The organism is Streptomyces griseobrunneus, from assembly GCF_046713465.1.
Classification (GTDB): Bacteria; Actinomycetota; Actinomycetes; order Streptomycetales; family Streptomycetaceae; genus Streptomyces; species Streptomyces microflavus.
The window spans coordinates 4,507,271-4,520,773 of sequence record NZ_CP177080.1 but is presented as its reverse complement, the minus strand read 5'-3'; the positions used below and the strand labels follow the sequence as shown (position 1 = coordinate 4,520,773).

Below are 13,503 nucleotides of genomic sequence, written 5' to 3'. Positions count from 1 at the left end.
TGCGGCGGGGCCCGGTCAGGGGATACTGGCGCCCATGACGGAGACGACCATCGGCATCGGCGGCGCGGCGGAGAGCACCGACATGGTGCTGAACATCGGCCCGCAGCACCCCTCGACCCACGGGGTGCTCCGGCTGCGGATCGTTCTGGACGGTGAACGCATCCAGCACGCCGAGCCGGTCATCGGCTACATGCACCGGGGCGCGGAGAAGCTCTTCGAGGCCCGCGACTACCGGCAGATCATCATGCTCGCCAACCGCCACGACTGGCTCTCCGCGTTCTCGAACGAGCTGGGTGTCGTGATGGCAGTCGAGCGGATGCTCGGCATGGAGGTCCCCGAGCGCGCGGTCTGGACACGGACGCTGCTCGCCGAGCTGAACCGGGTCCTCAACCACCTGATGTTCCTCGGCTCCTACCCGCTCGAACTCGGCGGCATCACCCCGGTCTTCCACGCCTTCCGGGAGCGCGAGGAGCTCCAGGCGGTGATGGAGGAGGTCTCCGGCGGCCGGATGCACTACATGTTCAACCGGGTCGGCGGGCTCAAGGAGGACGTCCCGGCGGGCTGGTCGGGCCGGGTCCGCGACGCCGTCGCCTCGGTCCGCTCCCGGATGGACGTGTACGAGAACCTGGTCCTCGGCAACGAGATCTTCCGGGGCCGTACGCGCGGTGTGGGCGTGTTCTCCGCCGAAGCGGTGCACGCGTACGGGGTGTCGGGGCCGATCGCGCGCGCCTCGGGCGTCGACTTCGACCTGCGGCGCGACGAGCCGTATCTCGCGTACGGGGAGCTCCAGGACACCCTCAAGGTCGTCACCCGGACCGAGGGCGACTGCCTGGCCCGCTTCGAGTGCCTGCTGGAGCAGACCCTCAACTCCCTGGACCTGGCCGACGCCTGCCTGGACCGGATGGCGGGCCTGGAGCCGGGGCCCATCAACCAGCGGCTGCCCAAGGTGCTGAAGGCGCCCGAGGGGCACACGTACGCCTGGACGGAGAACCCACTCGGCATCAACGGCTACTACCTGGTCTCCAAGGGCGAGAAGACCCCGTACCGGCTGAAGCTGCGCTCCGCCTCCTTCAACAACATCCAGGCGCTCACCGAGCTGCTGCCGGGGACGCTGGTCGCCGACATGGTGGCGATCCTGGGCTCGCTCTTCTTCGTCGTCGGGGACATCGACAAGTAGCGGCCCCGGGCCTGTCCGGGGCCTGTCCCGGCTCAGGCCGCCGGGCCCAAGCCGGGCTCGGTCCCGGCTTCGGCCCGGCTCGTCTCGGCCCCGCTCAGGAGACCGCGCCGCGCAGCTCCGCCACGTCGATCTGCTCGGTCTCGTCGTGCACGGTGAGGTCGATGACCTTGCCGACGGCCCGGTTCCCGGTGGCCGCGCCCGCTCCTGTCCGGTGGGCGGCGAGCGCCTCCTCGCCGACGACGTCCGCGAGGTCCTCGTTCTGTACGGCCTCGATCGCGGCGTTCGTCTTCTGCGTGCCGAAGAAGTCGAAGGTGCCCTGCGGGACCAGGTGGCGGCGGGCCGCCGCGTACGGCACGACGGCCGAGGCGGTGGGGACCGAACGCGGTACGTGCACGGGCACGTTGGAGGCCGGGGTCCGGGCACCGAGGGCCTGGGGCTTGGCCTGGGAGGCCGGCGTGATCGGCGCCGGAGCGGCGGGGGCCGGGGCCTTCATGGGCGGTACGCCGGTGGCCTCGGGGCCGGCCGCCGGGGCGTCGGGACCGGCTGTCGGTGCGTTCGGAACTGAGGCGTTCACGGCCGGGGCGTTCGGAGCCGGGGACTTCGCGGCCGGGGCGGGCGGGGTGGTGGACGGGCGGCGGTGCTGGTGGTGCTCGCCCGCCCCGGTGGCCGCCGCGCCCTTCCCCTGCGGGCCTTCCTCCTCCGCGCCCCGCTCCGCGGCGTCCCGCTGCCGGGCCGCCTCCGCGGTGCGGCGGGCTTCCTGGAGTGCGGCGTTGCGGGTGAGGTTCAGCAGAGCCTCGTCGGCGCGGCGGTAGGCCGCCGGGGCCGGCGTCGAGCGTCCGGTGGCCAGCTCGGGGGCCGGGGCGGCCGCCTCGATGGCGAGCTGCCTGCGGCCCTCCAGCGCACTGGCCCGCTCGGTCTCGGCGTTGGCGTACCGGCGCAGCAGTCCCGCGTGCTCCCCGCGCAGCCCGGCGAGCTCCACGCGCTTGCGGCGGAGCTTGGTCTCCAGACGGGTGCGCAGCTCGCGCGACTCCTCCAGGTCCTGCTCCAGCTCGGCTATCCGCTCCTCGGCCCGCCACTCGTCACGGGTGCGGGCCCGCGTCAGCTCGGCGACCTGCAGCCCCGCGGCCCGGTCCCAGCTGCGCATCAGATACGCGCCGGTCAGGGCGGCGGCGGCCACGGCGGCCACCAGGCCGCGCAGAGCGAGGGGTTCGGCGAGGAACCAGGCGCCGGAAGCACCGACGACCGACACTCCCGCCACCACGGAGGGCGGCAGGATTCTGTGAAGGGGTGGCGAATGGCGGTGGCGTCCACGTGGCATGGCCTGAAATTTACCGTGTGTACGCGCCACTTGGGGGCCGCTCGGCAATCTGTTCCCCGCCGGTTACCTCGCGGCCCCCGAAATGTACTCCGCCCGGGCCTTACTTCTTGATCAGACCCTTCGACTCCAGATACTCCTTGGCCACGTCGGCAGGCTTCGCGCGCTCGGCGTCGACCTTGCGGTTCAGCTCCGCGAGATCCTCCGTGGTGAGCGTGTCGGTGAGCTTTCCGAGCGCGTCGGCGATCTCGGGGGTGCCCGCGTCCTTGGCATTGAGGACCGGCAGGACGTTGTCGGCGTTCTGCAGCTTCTTGTCGTCCTCCAGGAAGACCAGCCCATCGATCACCGCGTCCGTGGTGGTCGTCAGGACCAGCTCGACCTTGCCGTCGCGGACGGCCTGCTTGGACTGCGGGGTGCCGACGCCCTTGGGGTCGATACCGGTGACGTCGATGCCGTACGTCTTCTTCAGACCGGGTGCGCAGAAGGGCCGCACCTCGCACTCGTCGCCCGCCGCGATCTTCACCTTGAGCTTCGACTTTCCAAGATCGGAAAGGGTCGTGAGCTTGTTCTTCTCGGCGAATTCCTTCGAGACCGCGAAGGCGTTCTGGTCGACGGCCTTACCGGCCGGGAGCACCTTGAGGCCCAGCGGGCCCGCGAGCTTCTCCAGGGCGGCGACCGTGGCGTCGGCGTCTCCGGAGGCGAGGGGGGTACCCTGGGCCTTCTCCGCCCCGTTCACCTTGGCGTTGAGGAATTCGGTGATCGTCGCGGCGTATTCGGGGACGACGTCGATCTCGCCCTTCTCCAGCGAGGGCTCGTACAGCTCGCGGTTCTTCACCGTGGTGATCGAGGTGTCGTACCCGGCGTCGCCCAGGATCTGCGCGTACAGCTCGGCGAGCACCTTGGACTCGGTGAAGGAGGCCGAGCCGACGACGAGGGAGCCCTTCTTGCTGTCGCCGCCCGAGGAGCCGGAGCCCTTCTCCTTCTCCAGGCTGTCGCCGCCGCAGGCCGCCAGCGACCCTGCCAGCGCCACCATGCCGATGACCGCTCCGGCTATCCGCGAGGTTCTGCTCATGTCTGTTCTCCGTCCGAACTGAAAAAAGGTGACCAAAAGGAAGTTGGGGGGCCGCCGGGCCCGTCACGCGGTCCGGCGACGGCGCAGCGGTGAGAGCACCCGGTCCAGCGCCATCAGCACCCCCTCCACCAGCAGGGCGAGGGCGGCGACCAGGATCGCGCCCGCGAAGACCTGCGCGGTGTCGTAGGTGTTGAAACCGGCGGTGATGATCCGGCCGAGGCCGCCGAGACCGACCATGGCGGCGATCGAGGCGGTGGCCACGACCTGGACGGCGGCGGAGCGCAGCCCGGTCATGATCATCGGGTAGGCGAGCGGCAGCTCGACCCGGACGAAGAGCTGCCCGCCGGACATTCCCATGCCCCGGGCGGCCTCCACCGCGGACCGGTCCACCTCCCGCATCCCGACGTAGGCGTTGGTCAGCAGCGGCGGCACGGCGAACAGCACCAGCGCGATGATCGTGGGCCAGTAGCCGGAGTTGCGCAGGGGCGTGACCATGAAGAGGGCCAGCACCGCGAAGACCGGAATGGCCCGCCCGACGTTGGAGATGTTGACCGCGAGCGCGCCGCCCCTGCCTATGTGCCCCAGATACAGGGCGAGCGGCAGGGCGATGGCGCAGGCCACCGCGAGGGCGACCCCGCTCACGTACAGATGCTCGCCGAGCCGGTGTGCGGCTCCGCCGTCCCCCGACCAGTTGGCCCCGGTGGCCAGCCAGGTCCAGGCTTCGCCGATGACTCCCACGGGTCAGCCCGCCTCCACCTTCGCCGGGGCGGGTAGGCCCGCCGGACCGCCGGGGCCGCCGGAACCGTCCGTGCCGCCCGCACCCGTACGCGTATCCCCCGCCGCCGCCGGTATACGCGTCCAGGGCGTCAGCAGCCGCTGGAGGCCGAGGAGCAGCAGGTCGGCGGTAACCGCGAGCAGCACGCACAGGACGGAGGCGGCGAGCACCTGGGCCTTGAAGAAGCTCGGCAGCGCGTCCTCGATGAGATTGCCGAGACCGCCCTTGCCGACGAGCGAGCCGACCGTGGTCAGCGCGACCGTCGACACGGTGGCTATGCGCAGCCCGGCCATCAGCGCGGGCAGCGCGAGCGGGAGCTCCACCTCCCACAGCAGCCGCCACGGCCCGTATCCCATGCCCCGGGCGGCCTCCTTGGCCTCCTGCGGGACCGCTTCGAGGCCGGCCAGGATGTTCCGCACCAGGATGGTGAGCGAATAGAGCACCAGGCCCGTGACGACCAGCGCCGCGGAGAGCCCGAACAGGGGCAGCAGCAGCGAGAACATCGCCAGCGAGGGCACGGTGTAGAGGATCGTCGTCAGCCCGAGCACCGGTCCGGCGAAGCCACGGCCCCGGCGGGCGAGCAGGGCCAGCGGAAAGGCGACCGCGAGCCCGATGAGGACCGAGACCACCGTGATCCCGATGTGCTGCACGGTGGCGTCCGTCAACTCCTGGCTGCGGGAGCGCAGATACTCGCCGCAGATCCAGTCGTTCGTCGCCAGGCAGTTCTGTCCGGCCATCCGGCCCCCACCTCCCGTTTCCCTGTCGCGCCCGTGTCGAACTGATGTCTGGCGAGCCTATCCTCGACCACTGACAATCGCGGAGGCTGTCGCATTCCAGCAACATGCCCTTCACAGAACGCCCTCCACAATGGGGAATCATGATCCGTTTCGAGCACGTCACCAAGCGGTACGCGGACGGCACCACCGCCGTCGACGACCTTTCCTTCGAGGTCGCCGAGGGTGAACTGGTCACGCTCGTCGGACCTTCCGGCTGCGGCAAGACGACCACCATGAAGATGGTGAACCGGCTGATCGAACCGACCGAGGGCACGATATTCCTCGACGGGGACGACATATCGGCCGTCGACCCCGTCGAACTCCGCCGCCGCATCGGCTATGTGATCCAGCAGGTGGGCCTCTTCCCGCACAAGACGGTGCTGGAGAACACCGCGACCGTCCCCCATCTCCTCGGCTGGAAACGCGGAAAGGGACGCGAACGCGCCGCCGAACTGCTCGACCTCGTCGGACTCGACCCTTCCGTCTACGGCGACCGCTATCCGGAACAGCTCTCCGGCGGACAGCGCCAGCGTGTCGGTGTGGCCCGCGCCCTGGCCGCCGATCCGCCCGTCCTGCTGATGGACGAGCCTTTCGGAGCGGTCGACCCGGTGGTCCGCGAACGGCTCCAGAACGAATTCCTGAAACTCCAGGCCCAGGTCCGTAAAACCGTGCTGTTCGTCACCCACGACATCGAGGAGGCCGTCCGCCTCGGCGACCGGATCGCCGTATACGGGCAGGGCCGCATCGAGCAGTTCGACTCCCCCGCCACCGTCCTCGGCGCCCCCGCCACCCCGTACGTGGCCGACTTCGTCGGCGCCGACCGCGGGCTGAAGCGCCTGTCGGTGACCCCGATCGAGGAGAGCGACCTCGACCAGCCCCCGGTCGTCCACCTCGACGACTCCCTCGCCGAGGCCACCGCACGGCTCCGGTCCGAGGGCGCGCGGTGGGCCGTCGTCCTGGACGGCCGGGACAACCTGCACGGCTGGATCCCCGCCGACAGCGCCGCCTCCCCGACGGCGAAGGGCACCGTCCGCGAGCACGCCCGCCGGATGGAGGCCTGGCTCCCGCTCGGTGCCCCGCTCAAGCAGGCGTTCGCCACCATGCTCCAGCACGACGCGGGGTGGATCGCGGTCATCGACAAGGAGAGCGAGGGCCACTTCCTCGGTGTGCTGACCCCCGCCCGGCTGCACGAGGCGCTCCGCCGCTCGATCGACGCGGACGCCCAGGCGCTGCCGCGCGCGGAGGTCGCCGTGGAGACGGTCGCCACGGCGTGACCGGGGCATTCACCGCGCCCAGGGCCGCCCGGCCGGCCCTGGGCCCGCCCGGAGCGCCTCACTCCGCCTTGAGCCGCCCGCTCAGCCACTCCAGGGTCGGCGGGATCTCCCGCCGCCAGGTCGTGAAGTTGTGCCCGCCGCTGTCCAGCACGATCGACGACACCGCGGCGGGCTTCTTCACCTTCCCGATGAACTTCATCGTGCTGTCCCGGTTCCCCTCGCCCTGCCGTGACGTCGTCACCAGGAAGGAGCCGCCGGACGGGGGCCGGTTCTCCAGCGTCCACAGCAGGTCGGCCCTCTTCCGCAGCGCCTGGTTCCCGTGGAACAGGTCCCCGGTCGTCGCGTCCTCGGCGGCCTTGTAGTACGCGGAGAGCCCGGCGCTCGCCGCGTACCGGTCCGGGTGGTGCAGCCCGATCTTCAACGCGCAGTAGCCGCCGGTCGAGTTGCCGATGATGCCCCAGTTACGGGCCTGCTTCCCGACCCGGTACGACTGCGCGACCGCCTCCGGGAGGTCATTCGCGAAGAACGTCTCCGTCTGCGGCCCCTTCGGGATGTCCACGCACTCGGTGTCCCGGGGCGGGGCCACCGTCGGCCGCAGCATCACCAGGATCATCGGCTGCGCCTTGCCCGCCTTCACGCGGTCGTGTGCCGTCTGCGGGTAACGCAGGCCCTTGAGAAGGTTCTCCGCCGTCCCCGGGTAGCCGGTCAGCACCACCACCGCCGGGAACGTCCGCCCGGCCCGGCCGCTCCGGAAGTACTCCGGCGGCAGATAGACGTACGCCGGGGACTCGATGCCCGAGAGCCGCCCCGAGATCACCACCTTGTCGATCCGGCCGCCCGCCTCCGGCACCCCGCCGCCCGGCACGTCCGGCCGCTGGGTGCCGATCCGGGTCATGCTCCGCGGGCCGGGCTCCCCGTCCGTGTGGTCGGTGACCACACCCAGGTCCTGTTTCTGGCCGAAGAGGTCGGCCCAGGAACCGTAGAAGAGGAAAGCGTTGTTGGCCGCCAGGCCGACCGAGGCGAACAGCGTCAGCTGGGTCGCCAGCAGCAGCCCGACCCGGCCGGTCACCGCTGCGGCGCTCCGCCGGGCCAGGCGCGGCCAGAGCCGGACCGTGGCGGCGAACAGCGCCACGGCGGCGGCCGCCACGACCGCCAGAACTACCTTGCTGGTGAGACCCATGAGTGAGCTTTCTCTGCGTGCTTGCCTGCGTACTCGCGTGCGTGTTCTCTGCGTGCTTCTCTGCGTGCTCTCCGCGTTTCCGCATGCGAAATTTCCGGAATGTGAATGAACCTTCACGTTGCAGCCCCCGTCCTAGAGGGCGCACATCGTCCGGAAGGGCCACGGCCGACGGACTGAAGGAATCCCGATCCCAACAGGAGCCACGGAAGCGATGTCTGTCACGGTAGATGGGGATAAATCGGTGTCGGTTCCGCAGCGCATGAGGCGGCTTCTGCGCGGCCCCCGCCCCGAATCCGTACCGGTCGTCGTCGGCACCGCCTGCACCGTCGTCGGGCTGATCGACGTCGCGGCCGGGGTCTTTCCCCGCTTCCGGCACAGCAGGATGCACACCCTCGCCGAAGTGCTCCCCGGGGCGCTCGGCCCGTTCGCCGCCGCGCTCTCGCTGAGCGCGGGCATGCTGCTGCTCCTGCTCGCGCACGGGCTGAAGCGGCACAAGCGGCGGGCCTGGCGGGCGGCGGTGGTGCTGCTGCCGGCGGGGGCCGCGGCGCAGTTCGCGTACCGTCACTCGGTCGTCGGCGTCCTGGTCTCCCTGACGCTCTGCTACCTGCTCGTCCGCCACCGGGACCAGTTCCGCGCCCTGCCCGACCCGCGCAGCCGCTGGCGGGCACTGGCCAACTTCGTGCTGCTCGGCGCCGGTTCGCTGGCCCTCGGGCTGGTCATCGTCTCCGTCCACCCCGGCCGGGTCGTCGGTGACCCGTCCATCGCGGACCGGCTCCAGCACGTGCTGTACGGCCTCTTCGGCGTCGAAGGCCCGGTCGACTACGCCGGGCGGACCAGCTGGACCGTCGCCTACTCGCTCGGCGCGCTCGGCCTGCTGACCGCCGTCACCACCGTCTACCTCGCCTTCCGCCCCGAACACCCGGCCGCCCGCCTCACCGAGGACGACGAGAGCCGGCTGCGGGCGCTGCTGGCGACACACGGCGGCCGCGACTCGCTCGGCCACTTCGCGCTCCGCCGCGACAAGGCCGTCGTCTTCTCCCCCAGCGGCAAGGCCGCCGTCTGCTACCGGGTCGTCTCCGGGGTGATGCTGGCCGGGGGCGACCCCATCGGCGATGTCGAGGCCTGGCCGGGCGCCATCGAACGGTTCATGGACGAGGCGAAGGCGCACTCCTGGACCCCCGCCGTGATGGGGTGCAGCGAGCGCGGCGGCGAGGTCTGGACCCGCGAGACCGGGCTGACCGCCCTGGAGCTGGGCGACGAGGCGGTGGTGGACGTCGCGGATTTCTCCCTCGCCGGGCGGGCCATGCGGAACGTACGCCAGATGGTGGGGCGCATCGAACGCAACGGCTACGAGACCCGGGTCCGGCGAGCACGTGACATCGGGGGCACCGAGCTGGAGCGCATCCGCCGGGCCGCCGCCAACTGGCGCGGCACCGACACCGAGCGCGGCTTCTCCATGGCGCTGGGCCGGATCGGCGACCCCGCCGACGGGGACTGCGTGATCGCCACCGCCCATCTGCCCGGCTCCGATGACGGACCGCACGGCGACCTGAAGGCCGTCCTCCACTTCGTTCCCTGGGGGCGCGACGGGATGTCCCTGGAGCTGATGCGCCGCGACCGCTCGGCCGACCCCGGCATGAACGAGCTGCTGATCGTCGCCTCGCTGCAGGCCGCCGGGAAGCTCGGCGTCGCCCGGGTCTCGCTGAACTTCGCGATGTTCCGCTCGGCCCTGGCCCGCGGCGAGCGGCTCGGCGCCGGGCCGGTGCTGCGCTGCTGGCGCGGACTGCTGATCTTCCTCTCCCGCTGGTTCCAGATCGAGCCGCTGTACAAGTTCAACGCCAAGTTCAGGCCCCGCTGGGAGCCCCGCTTCGTGGTATTCCGCACCAGCCGCGACCTGCCCCGCATCGGGATCGCGGCGATGCAGGCGGAGGGGTTCGTGAATCTCTCGCTGCCCCGCCCGTTCCGCTCCCGCTCCCCCCGCCCCTGCGGCCACACGCTGCTCAGCGCCCCGGAGCACGAGGTACGCGCGGCATGACGGGCGGCGCCGCGGGCCTAGGCTGGTGGTATGAGTACGTCACGCACGCGGGGCACGGTACGAGGGCTGCCGGAGTGGGACCGCTGTGCGGTCATGGGGGTCGTCAACGTGACGCCCGACTCCTTCTCCGACGGGGGCCGCTGGTTCGACACCACGGCCGCGGTGAAGCACGGCCTCGACCTGGTGTCCGAGGGTGCCGACCTGGTCGACGTCGGCGGTGAGTCGACCCGCCCCGGCGCCAGCCGGGTGGACGAGTCCGAGGAGCTGCGGCGGGTGATCCCGGTGGTCAAGGGGCTGGCCTCCGAGGGCGTCACCGTCTCGGTGGACACCATGCGCGCCCGCGTCGCCGAGAAGGCCGTCGCCGCCGGTGCCGTCCTCGTCAACGATGTGAGCGGCGGCCTCGCGGACCCGGACATGATCCCGGCGGTCGCCGCCGCCGGCATACCGTTCGTCGTGATGCACTGGCGCGGCTTCAGCGAGTCCATGAACAGCCGCGCGGTGTACGAGGACGTGGTCGCCGAGGTCCTCGCGGAGCTGCGGGGGCGGATGGACGCGGTGATCGCGGGCGGGGTGGCCCCGGAACGCGTCGTGATCGACCCCGGCCTCGGCTTCGCGAAGAACGCCCCCCACGACCTGGCCCTCGTCGCACACCTGGACGAGCTGCACGCGCTGGGCCGCCCGCTGCTGGTGGCCGCCTCCCGCAAACGCTTCCTCGGCCACGTCCTGGCCGGCCCCGGCGCCTCCCTGCCGCCCGCCCGCGAACGCGACGCGGCGACCGCGGCGGTCTCCGCCCTCGCCGCCCGGGCCGGGGCCTGGGCGGTCCGCGTCCACGAGGTGGGGGCCACCGCCGACGCGGTACGGGTCGCCCGCGCCGTCGAGGGAGCCGCGTGAACGAGGACCACGCGTCGGCCGCCGCCGACATCGCGGAGGTCGAGACGGCCAACACCGCCTTCTACGAAGCACTGGAACGCGGCGACCACGAAGCCCTCTCCGGCCTCTGGCTGCCGGGCGAGGACCTCACCGTCTCCTGCGTCCACCCGGGGTGGCCGGTGCTCACGGGCCGGGGCGACGTGCTGCGCAGCTACGCGCTGATCATGGCGAGCACCGAGTACATCCAGTTCTTCCTCACCGACGTCAACGTGGCGATGACCGGCGACACCGCCCTGGTCACCTGCACCGAGAACATCCTCAGCGGCGGCCCGGCCGAGGACGGCGACGCGCTGGGACCGCTGGTGGGCCAGCTGGTCGTCGCCACGAACATGTTCCGGCGCACGCCCGAGGGCTGGAAGCTCTGGTCCCACCACGGCTCGCCCGTGCTGGCGGAGACCGACGAGGACGACGACGAGGAGAGCCCTTCCTGAGGACGCGGAGCCACTCTCCCGGGTGGCGCCCCCTCCGGATGGGTTGGAATCCACGACCGCGGGGTATGGGCGGCTACCAGCCCCGTGAGGCGCTGTCCATAGCCCCCACGGGCGAGCACTGTCCGTGCTCGCAGGTAGATTCGAAAGAAGGCACCTTGCCGCCCGCACGCGGCCGGGTGCCTCTTGGACCAACGACAGCAGGAGTGATTCGCGTGGATCGTGTCGCGCTGCGCGGCCTCAAGGCCCGTGGGCACCACGGTGTCTTCCCCCGGGAACGGGAAGAGGGCCAGACCTTCATCGTCGACCTGGTGCTCAGCCTCGACACCCGCCCCGCGGCAGCCACCGACGACCTGGCCCGCACCGTGCACTACGGCGTGGTGGCCGAGGAGGTCGTCGACGTGGTGACGGGTGAGCCGGTCGACCTGATCGAGACGCTCGCCGAGCGCATCGCCCAGCAGTGCCTGAAGCACGAAGGTGTCCAGGAGGTCGAGGTGGTGGTGCACAAGCCGGACGCGCCGATCACCGTCCCCTTCGACGACGTGACCATCACCATCACCCGGAGCCGAGCATGACTGCGTTTTCCACCGAGGGGCAGAGCGACCCGACCGTACAGCCGGTGCCCACCGCCGTCGTCAAGCAGGTGGACGCCGCCGACATCACCCTCTCCAACCCCAAGATGGCCGTGATCGCCCTCGGCTCCAACCTGGGCAACCGGCTGGAGACCCTCCAGGGCGCCGTCGACGCGCTGGAGGACACCCCGGGCCTGCGGGTCAAAGCCGTCTCCCCGGTGTACGAGACGGAGCCCTGGGGCGTCGCCGAGGGCAGCCAGCCCTCGTACTTCAACGCGGTCATCCTCGTGAAGACGACGCTGCCCCCCGCCTCCCTGCTGGAGCGCGGCCAGGCCGTCGAGGAGGCCTTCGACCGGGTCCGCGAGGAGCGGTGGGGCCCGCGCACCATCGACGTCGACATCGTGGCGTACGCCGATGTCCTCTCCGACGACCCGGTGCTCACCCTCCCGCACCCCCGCGCCCGTGAGCGGGCCTTCGTCCTCGCCCCCTGGCACGACGTGGACCCCGAGGCCCAGCTGCCGGGCGCAGGCTCGGTCGCCGAGTTGCTCGCCGGGGTCGGCCGTGACGGGGTCCTGCCCCGCGCCGACCTGGAACTGCGGCTGCCGGAGTAATCGTTGGTCTCGACGGGCAGCAGGCAGGACAGGAACACAGGCGACGAAAGGCGGCTCACGCGGTGAAGCAACTACGGCTCGGGGTACTGGCGGGCCTCTTCGTCGCCGCCGGTGTCCTCTCCTGGGGCGGCGCACGCCTCTGGGACTCCCTCGGCACGCTCCCGAGCGTCCCGCTGGCCGCGTCGATCGTGCTCGCCGTGATCGCGGCGATCCTCCTCGCCACCGCGCTCTCCCTGCGCGCCCGCCTCCGCGCCCAGCGGGAGCGCCGCCCCGGCGCCAAGGGCGTCGAGCCCCTGATGGCGGCCCGGGCGGTCGTCTTCGGCCAGGCGAGCGCCCTGGTCACGGCCCTGGTCGCCGGGGTCTACGGCGGCACGGGCGTCTTCCTGCTCTCGTTCCTCGACGTCCCGCCCCGCCGCGACCAGGCCATCTACGCCGGCGCGGCGGTGGTGGCGGGCATCGCGGTCATCGCGGCCGCCTTCTTCCTGGAGCGCGTCTGCCGCCTCCCCGAGGACAGCGACGACAACCACGACGGCACGGGCGCGGCCGCGGCCTAGGGCGGTGCCGGGCCCGTGCCGTCGTGGCCGGGAACGTTGTCGGACGGAGTCAGCGCGCCATGATGAGGCTCATCGCCTCGGCGCGTGTCGCGGGGGCGCGGAGCTGGCCGCGCACCGCCGAGGTGATGGTCTTCGCGCCCGGCTTGCGGATGCCCCGTACCGACATGCACATGTGCTCCGCCTCGATCACGACGATCGCGCCGCGCGCTTCCAGGATGCGCATGAGCGAATCCGCCACCTGCGTGGTCAGGCGCTCCTGCACCTGCGGCCTGCGGGCGAAGACGTCCACCAGCCGGGCCAGCTTGGACAGGCCGGTGATCTTGCCCGTGTCGGCCGGGATGTAGCCGACATGCGCGACCCCGTGGAAGGGCAGGAGGTGATGCTCGCAGAGGGACATGATCTCGATGTCCTTCACCAGGACCATCTCGTCGTGGCCGAGGTCGAACGTGGTGGTCAGCACGTCCTCCGGCTCCTGGCGGAGGCCCGCGAGTATCTCCTTGTACGCCCGTGCCACCCGCCCCGGTGTCTCCCTCAGGCCCTCGCGGTCCGGGTCCTCTCCGACGGCGATGAGCAGTTCGCGTACGGCCGCCTCGGCCCGCTTCTCGTCGAAATCGCCGATCGGTCCCTGGCCGTCCAGCGTCACCGGGTCGGTCATCTGTGCCTCGTTCCTCTGTGCTGCCCCGTGCGCGGTTCGCACGTGGACATCGCAGGCATACGGAAAAGCCGCGCCCCCACAGGCTAAAACCTGGGGGGCGCGGCATCCATTCCGGGACCGGTGCTCCCCCCGTGACGGGGGTCTCACCG

14 protein-coding genes are annotated in these 13,503 nt (G+C 71.6%); 8 read left to right on the top strand and 6 right to left on the bottom strand.

Annotated features, from left to right (window positions below):
• Nucleotides 1-34: 34 nt before the first annotated feature.
• Complete coding sequence (locus tag ACK8N7_RS20610) at nucleotides 35-1,177, top strand: NADH-quinone oxidoreductase subunit D (RefSeq protein ID WP_031124013.1); 1,143 nt, start codon at nucleotides 35-37, stop codon at nucleotides 1,175-1,177.
• Nucleotides 1,178-1,271: 94 nt separating this feature from the next.
• Here the strand turns inward: ACK8N7_RS20610 and ACK8N7_RS20605 are convergent, their stop codons facing one another.
• The 4 genes from ACK8N7_RS20605 to ACK8N7_RS20590 form a co-directional block, all read right to left on the bottom strand.
• Nucleotides 1,272-2,438 carry a hypothetical protein gene (locus ACK8N7_RS20605; RefSeq protein ID WP_500443614.1) on the bottom strand — a complete coding sequence of 389 codons (1,167 nt, stop codon included), beginning with the start codon at nucleotides 2,436-2,438 and terminating at the stop codon, nucleotides 1,272-1,274.
• A gap of 157 nt (nucleotides 2,439-2,595) precedes the next feature.
• Nucleotides 2,596-3,564, bottom strand: a complete 969-nt coding sequence (locus tag ACK8N7_RS20600; RefSeq protein WP_500443612.1) for an ABC transporter substrate-binding protein — start codon at nucleotides 3,562-3,564, stop codon at nucleotides 2,596-2,598.
• Between the two features lie 63 nt (nucleotides 3,565-3,627).
• A complete protein-coding gene (locus ACK8N7_RS20595; RefSeq protein WP_500443611.1) occupies nucleotides 3,628-4,302 on the bottom strand; it encodes an ABC transporter permease in 675 nt (224 codons plus the stop codon).
• A 3-nt stretch (nucleotides 4,303-4,305) separates the two neighbouring features.
• Nucleotides 4,306-5,076 (bottom strand): ABC transporter permease, encoded by a 771-nt coding sequence (locus tag ACK8N7_RS20590; protein WP_500443609.1) that lies wholly within the window; start codon nucleotides 5,074-5,076, stop codon nucleotides 4,306-4,308.
• Between the two features lie 140 nt (nucleotides 5,077-5,216).
• Between ACK8N7_RS20590 and ACK8N7_RS20585 the strand changes: the two genes are divergently transcribed.
• Complete coding sequence (locus ACK8N7_RS20585; RefSeq protein ID WP_403214799.1) at nucleotides 5,217-6,389, top strand: ABC transporter ATP-binding protein; 1,173 nt, start codon at nucleotides 5,217-5,219, stop codon at nucleotides 6,387-6,389.
• A gap of 58 nt (nucleotides 6,390-6,447) precedes the next feature.
• Here the strand turns inward: ACK8N7_RS20585 and ACK8N7_RS20580 are convergent, their stop codons facing one another.
• A complete protein-coding gene (locus ACK8N7_RS20580) occupies nucleotides 6,448-7,569 on the bottom strand; it encodes an alpha/beta hydrolase (RefSeq protein WP_500443607.1) in 1,122 nt (373 codons plus the stop codon).
• A 211-nt stretch (nucleotides 7,570-7,780) separates the two neighbouring features.
• On the opposite strand from ACK8N7_RS20580, the gene ACK8N7_RS20575 reads away from it, so the two are divergent.
• From ACK8N7_RS20575 to ACK8N7_RS20550, 6 genes are all read left to right on the top strand, one after another.
• Nucleotides 7,781-9,604: a phosphatidylglycerol lysyltransferase domain-containing protein gene (locus ACK8N7_RS20575; RefSeq protein ID WP_500443605.1), complete on the top strand. Its 1,824-nt coding sequence runs from the start codon at nucleotides 7,781-7,783 to the stop codon at nucleotides 9,602-9,604.
• Nucleotides 9,605-9,634: 30 nt separating this feature from the next.
• Nucleotides 9,635-10,495, top strand: coding sequence for a dihydropteroate synthase (gene folP / locus ACK8N7_RS20570; protein WP_457810834.1), 861 nt, complete (start codon nucleotides 9,635-9,637; stop codon nucleotides 10,493-10,495).
• Nucleotides 10,492-10,965: a nuclear transport factor 2 family protein gene (locus ACK8N7_RS20565; RefSeq protein ID WP_500443604.1), complete on the top strand. Its 474-nt coding sequence runs from the start codon at nucleotides 10,492-10,494 to the stop codon at nucleotides 10,963-10,965. Before folP ends, ACK8N7_RS20565 begins: the two co-directional genes overlap by 4 nt.
• Nucleotides 10,966-11,177: 212 nt before the next feature.
• Nucleotides 11,178-11,537, top strand: a complete 360-nt coding sequence (gene folB, locus ACK8N7_RS20560) for a dihydroneopterin aldolase (protein WP_403214791.1) — start codon at nucleotides 11,178-11,180, stop codon at nucleotides 11,535-11,537.
• The gene (folK, locus tag ACK8N7_RS20555) at nucleotides 11,534-12,145 is read left to right on the top strand and encodes a 2-amino-4-hydroxy-6-hydroxymethyldihydropteridine diphosphokinase (protein WP_403214789.1); all 612 of its coding nucleotides are present in this window, start codon (nucleotides 11,534-11,536) and stop codon (nucleotides 12,143-12,145) included. The genes folB and folK overlap by 4 nt, the downstream gene beginning before the upstream one ends.
• A gap of 62 nt (nucleotides 12,146-12,207) precedes the next feature.
• Nucleotides 12,208-12,699 (top strand): DUF3180 domain-containing protein, encoded by a 492-nt coding sequence (locus ACK8N7_RS20550; protein WP_015609359.1) that lies wholly within the window; start codon nucleotides 12,208-12,210, stop codon nucleotides 12,697-12,699.
• A 49-nt stretch (nucleotides 12,700-12,748) separates the two neighbouring features.
• Here ACK8N7_RS20550 and folE read toward each other — a convergent pair whose 3' ends face one another.
• Nucleotides 12,749-13,354: a GTP cyclohydrolase I FolE gene (gene folE, locus ACK8N7_RS20545; RefSeq protein WP_403214785.1), complete on the bottom strand. Its 606-nt coding sequence runs from the start codon at nucleotides 13,352-13,354 to the stop codon at nucleotides 12,749-12,751.
• Nucleotides 13,355-13,503: the final 149 nt, after the last annotated feature.